We start from the raw sequence: 15146 nt of genomic DNA on the forward strand, positions 1-15146 counted from the left end.
GGTCACGGGCTCTCGGCGAGGCGGGCCAGGGAGGCGCGGGTGCTCTCGATCAGGGCGTCGCCGAGCGCCTCCATGTCATCGCAGGGCCGCGACGGCAGGTCGGCGTCCGCGCCGAGGCCGGTGTTGATCCGCAGGTTCGAGTCGAGCACCTCCAGGAACACGGAACAGACCGTTCTCCCCTCGACGGTTCTCGTCTGAGAGGCGAGGCGCGCGGCTCGCCCCAGGTCCGGGACGTCCCGCGGGTCTTCCAGGGTCTCGTTGTATCGCCACTCGACCCACGCGACGGCCGCGTTCCTGCCGTACGACAATTGCACGCTGCCGTAGCTTCGCCAGAGGCCGTCCTCGTTCGCGACGACGTAGGCGCAGGCGCCGGTGGTCCTTGACGGTTGCGGCCGGAGCGCGGGATCGCCGAGGCGGCCGGCGACGGCCGCGATGTCGAGCCGGGAACAGGCGTCGCCGCTGTCACGGTAGCGTTCGTCGTTCCAGGCGTAGGCGACCACGCCACCCGCGGCGGCCAGCGCGATGATCATCGCGGACGAGAGGGACGCGCCGATCCAGGCCGGTACGAGGCTGGGCCGGGCCGGCGGCGGGTCCCACGGCTCGGGCGGGGTGGCGATCACCGCGAAACGGTATGCCATGGGGTCGCCGCGCATGCCGGCCGGTCATGGCCGGCGGGGGAGATCGGTGGCACGGTGCACGAGCCACCACCGTGCCGCATCGATCAAGTCCGCTGCCGCCGTGACGTCGTCGTGCGGGCATGCGAGGGCAGCGGTCAGCCGTCGCTCGTCTGCCGGGTAGGAGATGTCCAAGGCGGGCGGCTGTCGCGGCGCGGGCGACACGTCCACCGGACCGCGTCAACCGCCGTAGCTCTCCACGGGCCGGGTCCGGTTCATCACCGCTCACCCCATGCTGCTCCAGACGAAGCGCTTGTCCTCCACGTGCACGACGTGGAGTCCGTGACCGTCACGGTCTGGTTTGCCGCGTCCGTACAGACCCACCGCGAGTGAGGTGCGACGAGGGATCCGAAACGGACCTCGGCGACGCGTGGGCCGACCAGGCGATGGACGATCATCTGGCCGTCAGCCGGGACGCGGTCGCCGTCGGCACCACCGTCGACGCCGACGTTGCGGTCAGTGTCGAGCTGATAGGCGGGCCGCCGCCCGACGACAGCGGGTTGGCTGCGGTTACGCGTTGCCCAGTCCAACCTTGATCGCGCCTACCAGGCCGGCATCGACTCGGATGGTGATCCGCAGACGATGGAACGCCTGCGATTGCAGGTGTGGCCGGCAGCGCCTGTGGTGGTCGTCAAGCGTTGGCGACCACCGGCGTAGCGATGACTGTCCCGGGGGCGTTTCACGTTATCGGCTGGAGCTGAACGAGGATCATCCGGTTGTCGTCGTCGGCGCGGCACGTCGCCCGAACCCGGTACGCGCCCGGCGTGAGATCGATGACGAGGTGGTTGCCGGTTTCCAGCGCCGCTCCGGGCCAGGCGGCATCGAACAGGACGACCGGACTGTCGTTCTCACCGTCGCCGCAGCGCGTCCAGGAGTTCGGGGCGGGACGGCCCGGGCAGCGGGTACTGCGGCGCCGGCATACCGAGGGCCAGGACCCGGTCGCGCAGGCCCGGCGTCGCGAAGACCTCGTCGGGAGTGTTCAGGAACGAGCTGATCGACAGGTAGCCGCGCAGCGCGCCGGGGTCGCGGAGGGCGGCGGCGAACAGCGCCTTCGAGGCGAGCCACCGCAGGTCGTCCGGCCGGTACGGCACACCGGCGACGTCACCGTCGATCTCGGCGAGCCGGTGCGTGTCGACGAAGTTGGTGGCGCGGTAGAGCGGTTCGACGGTCTGAGCCGTCGCCTCGTCGAACCGGCGGGCCAGCTTGTCGTGGTCGGCGGCGCCGACCTCGCGCAGGACGTCCCGCAGGACGCGCGCGTGGATGATCGCGAAGGCGGCGCCGCGGCCCAGCGACGGGTTGGTGCACGCCCACGCGTCACCGACCGCGACGACGCCGGTGGCGACCGGGCGGCCGTCGACGACGTACCGGCGCAGTCTGTCCTCCAGGCCGGCCATCACGTCGACGCCGGTGATCGGCTCGCCGCCGAGCCAGGGAGCGGCCGCCGGATAGCGGCCCACCACCGCCGACCAGACCGCCGGTTCGCGCAGGGCCCGCAGCGACCGGTCCTTGCCGCTGGTGGTCACCACCACACTCCAGGTTCCGTGGTCGGCCGGCAACGTCAACATTGACAGCGAGTCGTACGGCTGGATCAACATCGACGTGATTTCAGGAAGCCTGCCGTACGGGGACCGGAAGTGGCGGGCGTAGTAGACGAAGCCCGCGTCGGCCCGTTCCTCGGCGACCCGCCCCGCCCCGGCCGCGGCGAGCCACGCCGGCAGCGCGGACCGGCGGCCGCCGCAGTCGATCACGAGGTCGGCGCTCACCGTGCCGCCGGTGGTGGTGACGCCGGTGACGCGGGGCACCGGGTGGTGGCCGTCGGTGCGTACGCCGGTGACCCGGACCCCGCGCCGGATCTCGACCCCGGCGGCGGTGGCGGCCGCCGCCAGTGCCGCCTCGAGGACCGGGCGCCGCGCCGTCACGGCGGCGAACCGGTCGTCGCCGTCGCGGTCCGGGCCGCGGATCTCCGCCGGCAGGGCGGCCAGGGGGTCGATCACGGCGGCCCCGGCGGCGCGCACGGCGGCCGCGGCGTCGGGCAGTTCGGCCCGCAACTCCGCCCACCAGCGCGGCAGCAGGTAGTGCGGCAGCCGGAACTGGCTCACGCCGGGCCGCTCCCAGTCGTCCCACGGCAGGTCCGCGGGCACCGCCGGGTCACGTTCGAGGACGGTCACCTCGTGGCCGTCACGGTGGAGCATCATCGCGGTGGTCAGGCCGGCGAGGCCGGCGCCCAGGATCGTCATCGTCGTCATGGCCCGAGGGTGGGGCCGGGCGCTGCTCACTCTCCAGGTCAGTCGCCGGTCATTCCCTGCCCGGTCTCGCGGGCCCAGAGCCGCTCCGCGAGCGCGTCCACCGCCTTGGCGAGATGCCGCCGGTAGGTGCTGAAGGGCAGGCCGAGCACCTCCGCCGCGGCCTCCTGGGTGGGTGCGGGACTGACGTACGTCCGGTGCAGCACCGCCCGGAGCCGATCGCCGCGCGGCAGCCCGGTCAGCTCGTCCACCGCCGTGCGCAACGCTGCCCGGACAGCGGCGGCATCGCCGCCCAGATGGGTGCCGACCAGGCGGGACGCGGCGAGCCGGTCCGGCCGGCACAGGTTGGGCAGGGCGGCGCGTACGGCGGCGTCGAACGCCTCCCGGCTCAGCGGCGCGGGCAGCTGCATCCCGTCCGGCGGCGGGCCGGTGCCGCCGGACTGTTCCCGCTCCGCCATCAGCTCGAGCCACGCGGGGACCGGGAAGCGCCGCCAGTCGTTGCCGTAGACCACGTGACGCCGTCCGTCGAAGGTGACCTCGAGGATCTCGCGGAAGGCGAGATAGTCGAAGAACGGGCCCCAGAACGACGGCTCCACCGACACGATGAAGGCCCACGCGAGCGGACGGCCGCACCACTCGACGATCGACGAGATGGATCCGGCGAAGACCGCGTTCGGGTCACTCTGCGCCCCGTCGCGCCCGAGCAGGAACCGGGAGATGTCGACCTGCTCCCCGGGTCTCAGCGGCGCGGTACGGGCGACATGATCGAGGATCGCCCGTACCACCGGATCCTGATCCTCGATCATGGAACCGGACGGGCACCGCGCGTGATGGACGAAGCCACCGATCCCGCCCTCGGCCCGCATCACACTGGCGCCGGCCTGCTGCGCGGCGAACCAGCCGCGGGCCAGCTCGGCCGACCGGGGACCCACATGCCGGCCGATCAGCTCGGCGACACGGGACAGCTCCTCGGGTCGCGCCCGCGCCAGAGCGATGGTTCCGTTCGCCCCCATCGCGCGGAACCGAGCGCTGAACGGCCCCTCCCGGTGCAGCTGGACGAGTTGCTGTGCGAGCAGCTGACGATGCGGGCCGGAGGAGGCGTGCAGGCCGGTGATGACGTAGTCATGGATGATTCGGTGCAGATCCCGGTAACGGTCCGGGAAGCGCCGCTCGAACTCGGCCTCCAGGACGGCGCGGGTCAGGTCGTGCGGCGCCAGGCCGTGCGGACGGACCGTGACGAACGGCCGGTCCCGCAACCACTCCCAGACCTGGGGCGCGTCGTCGCCGACCGTACGCCGCAACAGGTCCTCGGTGGTCAGCAGCACCTTGGCGCAGGTGCCCAGGCCGACCAGGTGCGCGTCCGACGGCGCGTCGTGCGCCAGCGACGCGATCAGCGCGGAGATCAGGTCCGGCGCGTCGGCGAGGGTTCTCGGCACCGTGCCGGTCAGCGCCGCGTCGGCGAGCAGGGCGAGTGCGAGCGGGTGGCCCCGGCCCAGCCGCATGATCGCCTCCCGGTCCGGTGCGGCGACACCGGCCCGATCGAGGAGGGCGGTGCTGTCGGCCTCGTCCAGATTGCCCAGAGAATGCACGGCGACCAGTCCCCGCCAGCCCAGATCGGCCCGCCAGGCCGGCGCGGGCGCGTCGCGGCCGGCGACGACCACGATCCCGTCGGCGGGCAGCGTGGGCACCAGGTCACGGCGCAACCAGCCGTCGATCGGGGCGAGATGCTCGTATCCGTCGACCAGCAGCACCGGCGCGGCGCCGGTGTCGACGGACTGGACGGCGTGGACGAAGCCTTCCGGGGACGGATCGAGCTCGCTGCCGTCCAGGTAGACGGCGTGACGGCCGGCTCGCCGCGCCCGGCTGCGCAGATGCAGCAGCAGGGTGGTCTTGCCGACGCCGCCGGGCCCGTGCACGAACAGCACACGGCGTGCCGATCGCCCGGCCAGCGCATCGTCGAAGGCGGCCACCTGCGCGGCCCGCCCGACGAAGCCCTGCCAGCGAACGTCGTCCATGACGTCGCCCAGGTTCGTCATGAGGCACAGTGTCGGCGTCCCGGCGGGGTCGCGCCAGCGTGTAGCCGACAGACCTGCCGCTGACCGGCTCGGTCAGGCCGCCGGCCGGTCCCCGGCGATGTCGCGGACCGCAGCCAGGAACCGGTCCTGGTCGTCGCGTATCGACGGGTTCACGATCCGGATCCACGACCCGTCGTCGAACGTGATGGTCGACGGGAAACCCATGAGCCGGGCCGTGCCGTGGTCGCCGTCGATCCGCACGATCCGCTTCCGGGGCATGCTCCACAGCAGCTGAGGCTTGCGGTGGTCGGCCTTGTCCGGGTCCGGGCGGCGGCCCATCCGCAGCAGGTGCAGGTGGGACTCGCTGACGGCGAGCGGGGTGCCGGTGTAGCGCTCCAGGAACAGCAGCAGGCCGCCTGCCGTGGACGCGAGGTCGCCGCTGAAGGCGTACCGCCGCCGGTAGGCGATCTCGGCGAGCTGTCCGGCGAGCGGGCGATGAGCGCTGAGCCGGAAGAGGGCCCGGAACGCCTCCTGTTCCGGGGTGAGCGGGATCGGCTCGCGCGGCGTGGCCTCCGGCGCCGCGGGCTCGCCGGACCCCGAGGCGGGCCCCGCGCCGGCGGCCGGCACGGCCGCCTTGCCAGGCAGCAGCAGGAAGCCCGCGGCGAATCGCACCGGTGAGATCACCGCCTCCACCCAGACCACCGGGTTGACGATGCCGAGAAGACCGAGAAGCGCCCGTGGGTCGAGCGCTTCGGCCATCTCCGCGCCCATCCGGTCGGCGAACTGGCGGCCGGCGTGGTGCAGCTCGTGCGCGCGTACCGGGGCCAGGCCCACGTAGCGCAGGCACTCGTCCGGCACCAGGGCCATGTCGTTCCGATGAGCTGCGTTATTTTCCCTGTCCGTCATCGACACCGGGATCGGCACCCCGGTCGCCGAACAGGTGCGGGTCTTCGACCGGTTCCACCAGGGCAGCGACCTGCGCCACCACGGCGTCGCCGGGCACGACCTCGGGCTGACGCCGGCCCGCACCATCGTGCACCGTCACCACGGCACCGTCACCGTCGACGGCAACCAGCCCGGCGGTACCGTCGCGACCGTCCGGCTGTCGAGGCGCCAACAGCACGGCGGGGAGTGAAGACCTCGGCGGCCGACGTTCACCCGGAACACCGACCGGCGCGGGCTGACATCGATCTCGCCCGGCCCGGTTGGAATGCGGTCCGTGTCCGAGCCCCACGCTGGGGTTGCACGGCTGCCACCCGTGGCCGGTCACCGTTCGCCGACGATCCTTACGTCTCGTTCCTGAACGGCACGGAAGTGCCCGAGGCCCGGACGTCTGGGTCGACAGCGGCCCGGTCAGCAACCGGCGCGCTCGGTGGACAGGACTATGTCGTCGATCCAGAGGTCGAACCGCTTCGGCGTGGTGCCGCCCTGGTAAAGCTGCCAGCCGATCTTCACGGTGTTCACCGCGGGCAGGATGAACGGCACGTCGTTGCCGCCGTGCTCGGTGGTGGAGGCGGTCAGTTCCGGGTTCGCCCGGCCGTCGATCCAGACGGCGACGCGGTTGTCCGCGGGGTCGAGCATCCATTCGAAGCACTGCCAGGTGTCCTCGGCGACCGGGGCCGACTCGCGCCAGTTCGTCCAGTCGCCGGTGGGCCCGCCGTCGGCGCCGACGCCCCAGAAGATGCCGGGGACGGTGGGCGCGTACTGCCCACCGATCGGGCGGACGATCTCCGCGCTGCCGGTGCCGGTCGCCTCGACGAGCGTGAAGTGCGCCCAGTCGGGGGCGGTGGGGAAGGCGTCGACGCGCAGCCGCATCCGGCCGAAGAAACGGTTGCCCGGCGGGGCGAAGTCGTCGACGCGCAGGAACGCGCGGCCGTTGTCGAGGGTACGGACGTGCAGCACCTTGTTGCCGTGGCGGGCCCGCTCCACGGTGAGGGTGCCGTTGCGGGTGTCGACGCCCCAGTCCAGGGTGCTGGGACCGCCGGTCGGCAGCCGGTCGAAGTCCTCGCAGAAGAGCAGGTCACGTGCGCAGCGGTGGCGGTGGCCGGCTTCTGCCGGTCCCGCCATGGCGCCGAGCGTCAGGGCAGCGGTGATCGTGGCGAGCAGCTTCCGCATCGGTTCTCCTCACAGGTTTGGGAGCGCTCCCGAATCATTGCAGATCGTCGATGTACCGCAAGGGCTGATCAGCTGTCGCCGGCACCAACTTCGCCGGCTCCGGTTGCGGTCTGTGCCGCAGCGGCCAGGGGCAGGTCCAGCAGAGGAACCTGACCCTCGACGGTGACACGCCGCCGCCCACCGAGGAGCCGGGTACGGGCTGCTCAGCGACCTACGCGGTGCAGGACCAGTGGAACGGCTGCTTCGTGGCCGGCGTGACCGTCACCGCCGGCTCGGCCTCGCTCAACGGTTGGCGGGTCTCGCTCGGCCTGCCCGGCGGAGCGTCCATCAGCTCGCTGTGGAACGCCGTGGCGAGTGGCAGCAGCGGCGCGGTGACCGTCACCAACCAGAGCTGCAACGGACGGCTGGCCGCCGGCCAGAGCGCCACCTTCGGCTTCCAAGGCGCCGGAAACGGCAGCGGCGCCACGGTGGCCTGCGCCGCAAGCTGAAGTACGCCGGGGATCGAACCCGCGGTCTAGGGGTCAACGTGTCCGGCGCCGGCATCCGGGCGCACCAGCTGATGGAACCGCCAGGCGTCGGCGGCCCGGGGCAGGTTGTTGAACATCACGTAGGCCGGGCCGTCGCCGACCGTGTCGGCGAGGCGTGCCAGCTCGGCATCCGTGTACACGTGCCGGGCGCCGGTGATGCCGTGCAGCCTGTAGTAGGCCAGCGGCGTCAGGCTGCGGCGCAGGAACGGGTCGGCGGCGTGGGTCAGGTCCAGTTCCTCGCACAGGTCCCGGACCACCTCGTCCGGCCACGGGCCGCGGGGCTCCCACAACAGCCGGACACCGGCCGGCCGGCGCGCTCTGGTGAAGAACTCACGCAGCCGCGCGACGGCGGGCTCGGTCGGCCGGAAGCTCGCCGGGCACTGCAACAGGATCGCAGTCGCTTCCAGGATCGCGGCGCAGCCGAGCGTGGTCTCCCAGGCGCGCGCAACGACGGGCGTCCACCGGAAACCACCGACCTGGGTACGCTCCTCGGCCGTCAGTGACGTGCGCAGCCGCCGGTATGTGGAGCTTTTCGCCTCATGAGTGATCAGCTGCCACGCCTTGACGGTGAACTCGAACGCCGGTGGAACGCCGGCCCGCCACCGCCGCAAGGTCGCCTCGCGGGGTGGCTCGTAGAACGTCTGCTGCACCTCAAGCACCCGGAAGCGTTGCGCGTAGGACGTCAGCGCCATGCCGGCTCCGCACAGGCCGACCTTCGTCCGAGTCATATGCCCCGGATACCCCTGGATGCGGAGGAAATCACTTCGGGGCGTCAGGGTCGGCGAAGGCGTCCCGCGCCCCGTAGCCGAGCGCGTCGGGGCCGATTCGCCGGGTGACACGACCACAGTGGACCGGCTTACGATGGGCCCCAACGACGGGTGACAGGGGGACCACGCCATGTCCGACGAGCCGCAGCGCATGTTCACGCCGACCGGGCAGACCGGCAGCGCCGCGGCCGACCCGCCGCTGCCCGCCCGCATCATCGAGCTGGCAGCCGGCTTCATGGTCTCGAAGACCCTGTTCGCGGCCATCGAGGTGGGACTGTTCGCTGCCGCCGCGCCCGACGGCCGCACCCCGGCCGAGCTGGCTGAGCAATGTTCCATTCCCGAGCGCAGTGCCCGCGCGATGGCCGACCTGCTGGCCGACGCGGGCCTGCTGGTGCGCGACGGCGGCCGATTCCGTAACGCGCCCGACGCCGAGACGTTCCTCACCGGGCGGGGCCCGTTCGACCTGCGGCCGCTGGCCCGCTACTGGGATCTGGTGAGCTACCCGACCTGGCGGCACGCCACCGAGGCGTACCGCACCCGGCGCGGTGTCCGGCCGCAGCTGGACAAGACGCAGACCGAGGCGTACGAGTCCGCCGTCACACTGGTCACCGCCGAGACCGCCGCCGACCTGGCCCGCGGCTACGACTTCGGCCCGCACCGGCGGCTGCTCGACGTGGGCGGCGGCTACGGCACGTTCGTCAAGCCGATCCTCGCCGCGTACCCCGATCTCAGTGCGACGCTGGTCGACCTGCCGGACGTGGCGTCGGCGGTCGCCGCGGAGGCGGCGGGCGGGCCGCTCGCCGGCCGCCTCACCGCCGTCGGGCAGGACATCTTCGCCGAGCCGTTGCCCGGCGGGCACGACGCCGTGCTGGTCGCCAACGTGGTGCACCTGTTTCCGCCCGAGCAGATCGCCGAGCTGTTCCGCCGGGCGCGCGCGGCGATCGCCCCCGGCGGGCGCCTGCTGCTGGTCGACTGGTGGCGCACCGACGTGGCGCCGCACCCGTCGGCGCGGTTCGGCGCCGGCGAGTTCCTGATGATCAGCGGCGGCGACCTGTACCAGGTGGACGAGGTCGCCACCTGGCTCGGCGCGACGGGTTGGCGGTTCGCCGGCCTGCACGAGCTGCCGCCTCCCTCCGGCCTGATCGTGGCCGAGCCGGCCTGACGGCGTGGTTCACCGCCGCACGGCCGGTGGTCCGGGCGGCCGGTTCGCCGAAGAAGCGGTTCACTGCGGTGCGCAGCGTCTCCGGGTCGCCGGCGGTCGCGGTGATCCGGCCGAACGTCAGCGGCGCGGCGCGGTGCTTTCCCTGCGGTCGCCGGGAGCCTGGAGAGCCTGGAGGCGGCGCGACCGTCCGGCGAGGGGGATCTCGAAGTGCACCGTCTGCGCGGTGTCGGCGTGGCCGTCGCGGGCGTCGTGAACGGGGTGGGCCACGGCGAACCAGAAGGGCCCGGCGCCGTGGACACGGGTGTCGGTGTGCAGGTACAGCGCCTGGTATCGCGGCCGGCCGGTGACGAACGCGACGGCTCGTTCGACCAGTGCCCGGGCCAGGCCGTTGCGCCGGTGCTGCGGGTGCACGTAGACGCGGAACAGCTGGGCGGTGGTGTCGGCGGGGTATCGCTGCGCGAGGAACCGCGGGTGGGGCGGGCTGTTGGGTGCGGCGGCGCGGACGGCGGTGGTGGCGACCACCTCGTCACCGGTGACGGCGACGAACAGGGCGTGGTCCTCGGGGTCGAGATAGGTGCCGGCGAGGTCGACGACGTCATGGTGCCAGTCGGGGCGGTAGCCGTACCCGAACTCGTAGTAGAAGGTGTCGAGCATGACGCTGCGGGCGCCGCCGAGGTCCTGATGCCGGGCCGTCCGAATGTGGTACCGGCCGGCGTTGTGGTGGGCGTGGGGCATGGATTCTCCTCCGGTCATGGGCACCGCGTGGTGGGCGCCGGTTCGGGGTGCAGCAGCGCACGGGTCAAGGGGTGCAGGGGCCGGGTCAGCAGGGTGGCTGCCGGGCCGGTTTCGACGAGTCGTCCGCTGTCGAGCACGGCGATGTGGTCGGCGAGCCGGGCGACGACGTCGCGGTCGTGGGTGATGGTGAGGACCGTGAGGGCGAGGTCGCGGCGCAGGTCGTCGAGCAGGTCCAGGATGCGGCGCTGGGTGAGGGCGTCGAGGCCGGCGGTGATCTCGTCGCAGATCACCAGGCGTGGGCCGGTGATCAGCGCGCGGGCCAGGGCGGCGCGGTGCAGTTCCCCTCCGGAGAGCCGGTCCGGCCGATGGCCGGCGATGTCGGCGGTGAGCCCGACGCGATCGATCAGGTCGAGGGCGGCGCGCCGGGCCGTGTCCGGGCTCGCCCCGGTGAGGCGCTGCGCCGCTCGACGGATCTGGTCGAGCACGGGCCGGTAGGGGCTGAAGCTGGCGCGGGCGTCCTGGAAGACGTACTGCACGGCGGCGAGGTGCTCACCGCTGCGCCGGTCGAGCCGGGAAGGCAGCGGCCGGTCGTCGAGGGTCATCGTGCCGTCGTGGGCGCTGTGCAGGCCGGCGATGCACCGGGCGAGGGTGGTCTTGCCGCTGCCGGATCGGCCGACGACGGCGAGACACTGCCCGGCGGGAACGGTGAGGTCGACGTGGTGCAGCACGGTCCGGCTGCGGCCGTTGTCGCGGTGGACCGCCGAGAGCCCGTCGACGCGCAGCAACGGCGCGCCGGCGGCGGTGATGTCGCGCGCCATGGGCCCGGGCCTCGCCACGAGGGCTCGGGTGTGCTGGTGGCGGGGCGCGTCGAGCACCTCGGCCACCGGGCCGTGCTCGACGGTGCGCCCCTCCTCGAGGATCACCACGTGGTCGGCGACCGAACGCACCAGTTCCAGGTCGTGGCTGAGGAGGACGACACCGATGCCGTCGTGCGCCAGCCGGTCCAGCTCGCCGGCGACGTCGCCGCGGGTGAGCGCGTCCTGGCCGGTGGTGGGCTCGTCGGCGATGAGCAGGACGGCCCGGCTGAGCAGGGCGTGGGCGATGACGAGCCGTTGTTGCTGGCCGCCGGAGAGCTGGTGCGGGAAGCGACGCAGGAAGGACCGGTCGCCGGGCAGGCTGACTCTGGTGAGCACGTCGGTGACCGCCTGCCGGGTGTCGCTGCCGGGGTGGTGCCGGCGGGCGACCTCCCGCAGGACGGCGCCGATGCGGCGCACCGGGTTGAGGGCGGCCGACGGTTGCTGAGGAACGTAACCGACGGTGCCCGGCGGGGCGGGCGTGCCCTGGCTGACCGGGTGGCCGGCGATGGTGATGTCGCCGGTCCAGGTGATTCCCGGTGTCGCCTCGCCGAGCAGGGCCCGGGCCAGGGTGCTCTTGCCGCTGCCGGAGCGGCCGATGACGGCGAGTGTCCGTCCGGCGGCCACCTCGACGTTCGCCGCGCTGAGCACGACACGGTCGCCGGTGGTCGCGGTGACATCGCTCGCCCGTACGACCGCTGTCGCGGGCGTCGCCCGTCGCCGGGACGAGGCGGGCGGCGCCGGGCGCTGCGCCGGTGGCGCCGGTGGCGCCGTCAGCATGCGGTCGGTGACGAGGTTGAAGCCGACCGCCAGGGCGATGACGAGGACGGCGGGGACGACGACCGACCACGGTTGCAGGAACAACCCGGTGCGGTTGCGGTCGACCATGACCGCCCAGTCGGTGGCGTCGGGCGCGACCCCGATGCCGAGGAAGCTGGCGGTGGCCACGAGATAGACGGCGCCGATGAACCGGACGCCGGCGTCGGCGAGCAGAACCCGGCGGATACCGTGGGCGACATGGCCGATCGCGCGCCGGGCCCAGGTCTCCCGGTGCAGGCGCATCGCCTCCATGGCGGGACCGTGCGCCAGCGGGAGGGCGGCGGCCCGGGTGATCCGGGCGATCTCCGGCACGGCGATCAGGGCGACGATGCCGATCAGGGTGGCCGGTCCCGGTGGTGCGGTGGCGGCCAGCAGGATGAGCAGCAGCAGCGACGGTACGGCCAGGACGAGGTCCAGCGGCCGCATGAGCAGTTCGTCGAGCCACCGGCGGCGGCTGGTCGCCGCGAGCAGCCCGATCGGGACGGCGGCCAGATAGGCCAGAACGGTGGCGGAGACGGCGACGAGCACGATGGACCGGCCGCCGAGCAGCACCTGGCGCAGGACGTCACGGCCGACGAAGTCGGTGCCGAGCAGCCCGTCGGTGGCGAACGGCACGCCGCGCGCGCCGGGGGAACCGGCGACGACCGGGCCGAGCGCGGCGAGCGACAGCGGCACGGCGAGCAGCAGGATGCCGAGAACGGTGCGGGCGGGGCGGGTCATCGGACGGCTCCGGTACGGGGCGCGAGGCGAAAAGCGATCAGGTCGGCGCCGAGGTTGACGGTGACGGTGACGGCGGCGACCAGCACGCAGAGGGCCTGGATGGTCGGCACGTCGCGGGTGGCGACGGCGTCGACCAGGGCGGTGCCGAGGCCGGGGATGACGAAGACCGCCTCGACGACGATGACCCCGCCGAGCAGCCAGTCGGTGGTGCGGGCGAGTTGCTGCACGACCGGCGCCAGGGCGTTGGGCAGGGCGTGATCGAGCCAGAGCCGGGGGCCGGTGGCGCCGAGCCGGGCGGCGTGGCGCACGTACTCCGAGGCGAGGGCTTCGAGCATGCCGGCGCGGGTGAGCCGGCTGATGGTGCAGATCGGGCGAGCGAGCAGGACCAGCAGCGGCAGCACCAGGACGGCCGGCCGGCTGATCAGGTCGGTGCCGAACGCGGTGGGCGGCAGCCAGCCCAGCTGAACGCCGAACACGGCGACCAGCAGGATGGCCAGGGCGAACTCCGGTACCGCGTACAGGGCGACCGCGACCGTGGACAGCGTCCGGTCGAGCAGCCCGCCTTCGCGGCGGGCGGCCAGCATCCCGACGGTCACCGCGAGCGGCACCAGCACGCTGAGGGTGAGCACGGCCAGCAGCAGGGTCGCGCCTGCGCTGGCGGCGAGCCGGGCGGCGATCGGCTGCTGCGAGATCAGGGAGATCCCGAGATCGCCGTGCAGCAGGTCGCTCAGCCAGTGCAGGTAGCGCTGCCAGGCGGGCTGGTCCAGGTCCAGCTCGGCGCGGATGGCGGCGATGCGGGCCGGGTCGGGCTGGTCGCCGGCGATCACCACGGCGGCGTCTCCGGGCAGCACCTCGGTGAGCACGAAGACGAGGGTGGCGATGCCGGCGACCTGCCCGAGCCCGAGCAGCAGCCGCTGGGCGGCGTAGCGGGGCAGACTCAACCCAGCCAGACCTTGTCGAACCGGGCCCAGTTGAGGGTGTTGGCGGGGGCGTCGGCGGAGATGCCCCCGACCTGCGGCCGGGCGGCGACGAGGAAGTCGGCGAAGCCCCAGATCAGGAACCCGCCTTCGGCGTGCAGCATGCGCTGCATGTCGCCGTACGCCTGCTTGCGGGTCTGCTCGTCGTTGCTGGAGATGGCCTGGTTGTAGAGGTCGTCGAAGTCGGGGCGCGCCCATCGGGTGGCGTTGGTGGTGGAGCCGGTGAGCAGCCTCTGGGAGATGTGGGTCTCGATCGGCATGGCCCCGGAGCGGTAGGACGCCAGCACCCCGGAGTTGAGGATGTCCTTCCAGTAGGTGTCCTTGTTACCGAGTTTCGTCTCGATGACCAGGCCGGCCTGGGCCGCCTGTTCGGTGAGGACGCTGGCGGCTTCGACGAATCCGCTGGCGACCGGCGCGGTGTCGAGGGTGATGCGCAGGCCCTTGGCGCCGGCCTTGTCGATCAGGGATTTGGCGCGATCGAGGTCGCGGGTGCGCTGGGCGATGTCGGCGGCGTAGTGCTGGTAGCCCTTGCCGAACAGGTCGTTGCCGACCTGGCCGCTGCCGGCCAGGACGGTGTCGACGAGCTGCTGCCGGTCGGTGAGCAGGAACATGGCCTCACGCAGGTCCCGGTTGTCGAACGGGGGCCGGTCGACCTTCATGACGAACGACTGCATGGTGCTGTTCGGCATCCGGGTGATCGTGATCCGGTTGTCGCGTTCGTGGGTGCGGGCGGTGGTCGGGGTGATGTCGTGGGCGTAGTCGACCTGACCGGCGAGCAGCGCGTTGACCCGGGCGGACTCCTCGTTGCTGATCAGATATTCCAGCTCGTCGAGGTGGGCGGCGCCGTCCCAGTAGCCGTCGTGGCGTTCGAGCAGCAGCGACCGGCCCGGCTGCCAGGAGCCGAAGGCGAACGGCCCGGATCCGATCGGCTTGTCGAAGGTGGTGGCACCCTCGGGGACGATGTAGGCGCCGAACGCGGCGAGGGCGTTGGGGAACTCCGCGAACGGCCGTTTCAAGACCAGTTCGACGGTACGGTCGTCGACGGCGCGGCTGTTCTTCAGGTCGATCATGTCGAGGCTGGCCTTGGCGCGGAACGCCTTCGCCGGGTCGGTGATCCGGGTGTAGCTGTAGAGCACGTCGGCGGCCCGGACCGGTTTGCCGTCGTGGAAGGTCGCCTGCCGCAGCCGGATCGTCCAGCGGGTGAGGTCGGCGCTGGGTTCCCAGCTCTCGGCCAGACGGGGCTGGATGGACACGTCGGGGCCGTAGTCGGCGAGTTTGTCGAACATCGCCTTGGCCCGCGACGCCTCGTTGAACAGGTTCGCCAGGTGCGGATCGAGGGTCTCGTTGACGCCGCCGCCGGCGAACGCGGCCCGCAGGCGGCCACCGCGGCGCGGTTGACCCGCGGTGGCGGTCGCCGGCTGGGCCTCCGCGCCGCAGCCGGTCAGAAGCACGGCGGAGAAGGCCGCGGCGCCGCCGAGCAGCCCACGGCGGCTCAGCGGGGTGGTGAGGGAGTCGAACATCAGGCGGTCCTTCCGGAG

General features: G+C 72.8%; 14 protein-coding genes. 3 read left to right on the forward strand and 11 right to left on the reverse strand.

What is annotated here, in order from left to right; all coding sequences use genetic code 11:
• Positions 1–2 precede the first annotated feature (2 nt).
• From ACZ3II_RS29105 to ACZ3II_RS29125, 5 genes are all read right to left on the reverse strand, one after another.
• Positions 3–620 carry a hypothetical protein gene (locus ACZ3II_RS29105; RefSeq protein ID WP_465521142.1) on the reverse strand — a complete coding sequence of 206 codons (618 nt, stop codon included), beginning with the start codon at positions 618–620 and terminating at the stop codon, positions 3–5.
• Between the two features lie 733 nt (positions 621–1353).
• On the reverse strand, positions 1354–1503 hold the full coding sequence (locus ACZ3II_RS29110) for a hypothetical protein (RefSeq protein WP_465521302.1): 150 nt from the start codon (positions 1501–1503) through the stop codon (positions 1354–1356).
• 19 nt (positions 1504–1522) lie between these two features.
• On the reverse strand, positions 1523–2920 hold the full coding sequence (locus tag ACZ3II_RS29115) for an FAD-dependent oxidoreductase (protein WP_465521144.1): 1398 nt from the start codon (positions 2918–2920) through the stop codon (positions 1523–1525).
• A 38-nt stretch (positions 2921–2958) separates the two neighbouring features.
• A complete protein-coding gene (locus ACZ3II_RS29120) occupies positions 2959–4953 on the reverse strand; it encodes an AAA family ATPase (protein ID WP_465521146.1) in 1995 nt (664 codons plus the stop codon).
• Positions 4954–5025: 72 nt separating this feature from the next.
• Positions 5026–5799, reverse strand: a complete 774-nt coding sequence (locus tag ACZ3II_RS29125) for a hypothetical protein (RefSeq protein WP_465521148.1) — start codon at positions 5797–5799, stop codon at positions 5026–5028.
• A 37-nt stretch (positions 5800–5836) separates the two neighbouring features.
• Here ACZ3II_RS29125 and ACZ3II_RS29130 point away from each other — a divergent pair, with 37 nt between their 5' ends.
• Positions 5837–6067 carry an ATP-binding protein gene (locus ACZ3II_RS29130; RefSeq protein ID WP_465521304.1) on the forward strand — a complete coding sequence of 77 codons (231 nt, stop codon included), beginning with the start codon at positions 5837–5839 and terminating at the stop codon, positions 6065–6067.
• 218 nt (positions 6068–6285) lie between these two features.
• Here ACZ3II_RS29130 and ACZ3II_RS29135 read toward each other — a convergent pair whose 3' ends face one another.
• The gene (locus ACZ3II_RS29135; protein ID WP_465521150.1) at positions 6286–7047 is read right to left on the reverse strand and encodes a hypothetical protein; all 762 of its coding nucleotides are present in this window, start codon (positions 7045–7047) and stop codon (positions 6286–6288) included.
• Positions 7048–7265: 218 nt separating this feature from the next.
• Between ACZ3II_RS29135 and ACZ3II_RS29140 the strand changes: the two genes are divergently transcribed.
• Entirely contained in the window at positions 7266–7535 is a 270-nt protein-coding gene (locus tag ACZ3II_RS29140; protein ID WP_465521152.1) for a cellulose binding domain-containing protein, read from the forward strand.
• Positions 7536–7561: 26 nt separating this feature from the next.
• Here the strand turns inward: ACZ3II_RS29140 and ACZ3II_RS29145 are convergent, their stop codons facing one another.
• The gene (locus ACZ3II_RS29145) at positions 7562–8266 is read right to left on the reverse strand and encodes a DUF72 domain-containing protein (protein WP_465521154.1); all 705 of its coding nucleotides are present in this window, start codon (positions 8264–8266) and stop codon (positions 7562–7564) included.
• A gap of 205 nt (positions 8267–8471) precedes the next feature.
• Between ACZ3II_RS29145 and ACZ3II_RS29150 the strand changes: the two genes are divergently transcribed.
• Positions 8472–9503, forward strand: a complete 1032-nt coding sequence (locus tag ACZ3II_RS29150) for a methyltransferase (RefSeq protein WP_465521156.1) — start codon at positions 8472–8474, stop codon at positions 9501–9503.
• A 117-nt stretch (positions 9504–9620) separates the two neighbouring features.
• On the opposite strand, the gene ACZ3II_RS29155 is transcribed toward ACZ3II_RS29150, so the two are convergent.
• From ACZ3II_RS29155 to ACZ3II_RS29170, 4 genes are read right to left on the reverse strand one after another with little or no spacing between them, the layout of a single operon-like run.
• Positions 9621–10238: a GNAT family N-acetyltransferase gene (locus ACZ3II_RS29155; RefSeq protein ID WP_465521158.1), complete on the reverse strand. Its 618-nt coding sequence runs from the start codon at positions 10236–10238 to the stop codon at positions 9621–9623.
• 14 nt (positions 10239–10252) lie between these two features.
• Complete coding sequence (locus tag ACZ3II_RS29160; RefSeq protein ID WP_465521160.1) at positions 10253–12631, reverse strand: ABC transporter ATP-binding protein/permease; 2379 nt, start codon at positions 12629–12631, stop codon at positions 10253–10255.
• Positions 12628–13572, reverse strand: a complete 945-nt coding sequence (locus tag ACZ3II_RS29165) for an ABC transporter permease (protein WP_465521162.1) — start codon at positions 13570–13572, stop codon at positions 12628–12630. Before ACZ3II_RS29165 ends, ACZ3II_RS29160 begins: the two co-directional genes overlap by 4 nt.
• Complete coding sequence (locus tag ACZ3II_RS29170) at positions 13569–15128, reverse strand: ABC transporter substrate-binding protein (RefSeq protein ID WP_465521164.1); 1560 nt, start codon at positions 15126–15128, stop codon at positions 13569–13571. Before ACZ3II_RS29170 ends, ACZ3II_RS29165 begins: the two co-directional genes overlap by 4 nt.
• Positions 15129–15146 lie beyond the last annotated feature (18 nt).

The sequence above is a fragment of the Actinoplanes sp. NPDC019969 genome, from assembly GCF_055562375.1.

Excerpts from the sequence above, each read along its gene's own strand:
- ACZ3II_RS29115 (WP_465521144.1), bottom strand. The coding sequence starts at position 2,920 with ATGACGACGATGACGATCCTGGGCGCCGGCCTCGCCGGCCTGACCACC.
- ACZ3II_RS29120 (WP_465521146.1), bottom strand. The coding sequence starts at position 4,953 with ATGACGAACCTGGGCGACGTCATGGACGACGTTCGCTGGCAGGGCTTC.
- ACZ3II_RS29125 (WP_465521148.1), bottom strand. The coding sequence starts at position 5,799 with ATGGCCCTGGTGCCGGACGAGTGCCTGCGCTACGTGGGCCTGGCCCCG.
- ACZ3II_RS29135 (WP_465521150.1), bottom strand. The coding sequence starts at position 7,047 with ATGCGGAAGCTGCTCGCCACGATCACCGCTGCCCTGACGCTCGGCGCC.
- ACZ3II_RS29145 (WP_465521154.1), bottom strand. The coding sequence starts at position 8,266 with ATGGCGCTGACGTCCTACGCGCAACGCTTCCGGGTGCTTGAGGTGCAG.
- ACZ3II_RS29150 (WP_465521156.1), top strand. The coding sequence starts at position 8,472 with ATGTCCGACGAGCCGCAGCGCATGTTCACGCCGACCGGGCAGACCGGC.
- ACZ3II_RS29155 (WP_465521158.1), bottom strand. The coding sequence starts at position 10,238 with ATGCCCCACGCCCACCACAACGCCGGCCGGTACCACATTCGGACGGCC.
- ACZ3II_RS29160 (WP_465521160.1), bottom strand. The coding sequence starts at position 12,631 with ATGACCCGCCCCGCCCGCACCGTTCTCGGCATCCTGCTGCTCGCCGTG.
- ACZ3II_RS29170 (WP_465521164.1), bottom strand. The coding sequence starts at position 15,128 with ATGTTCGACTCCCTCACCACCCCGCTGAGCCGCCGTGGGCTGCTCGGC.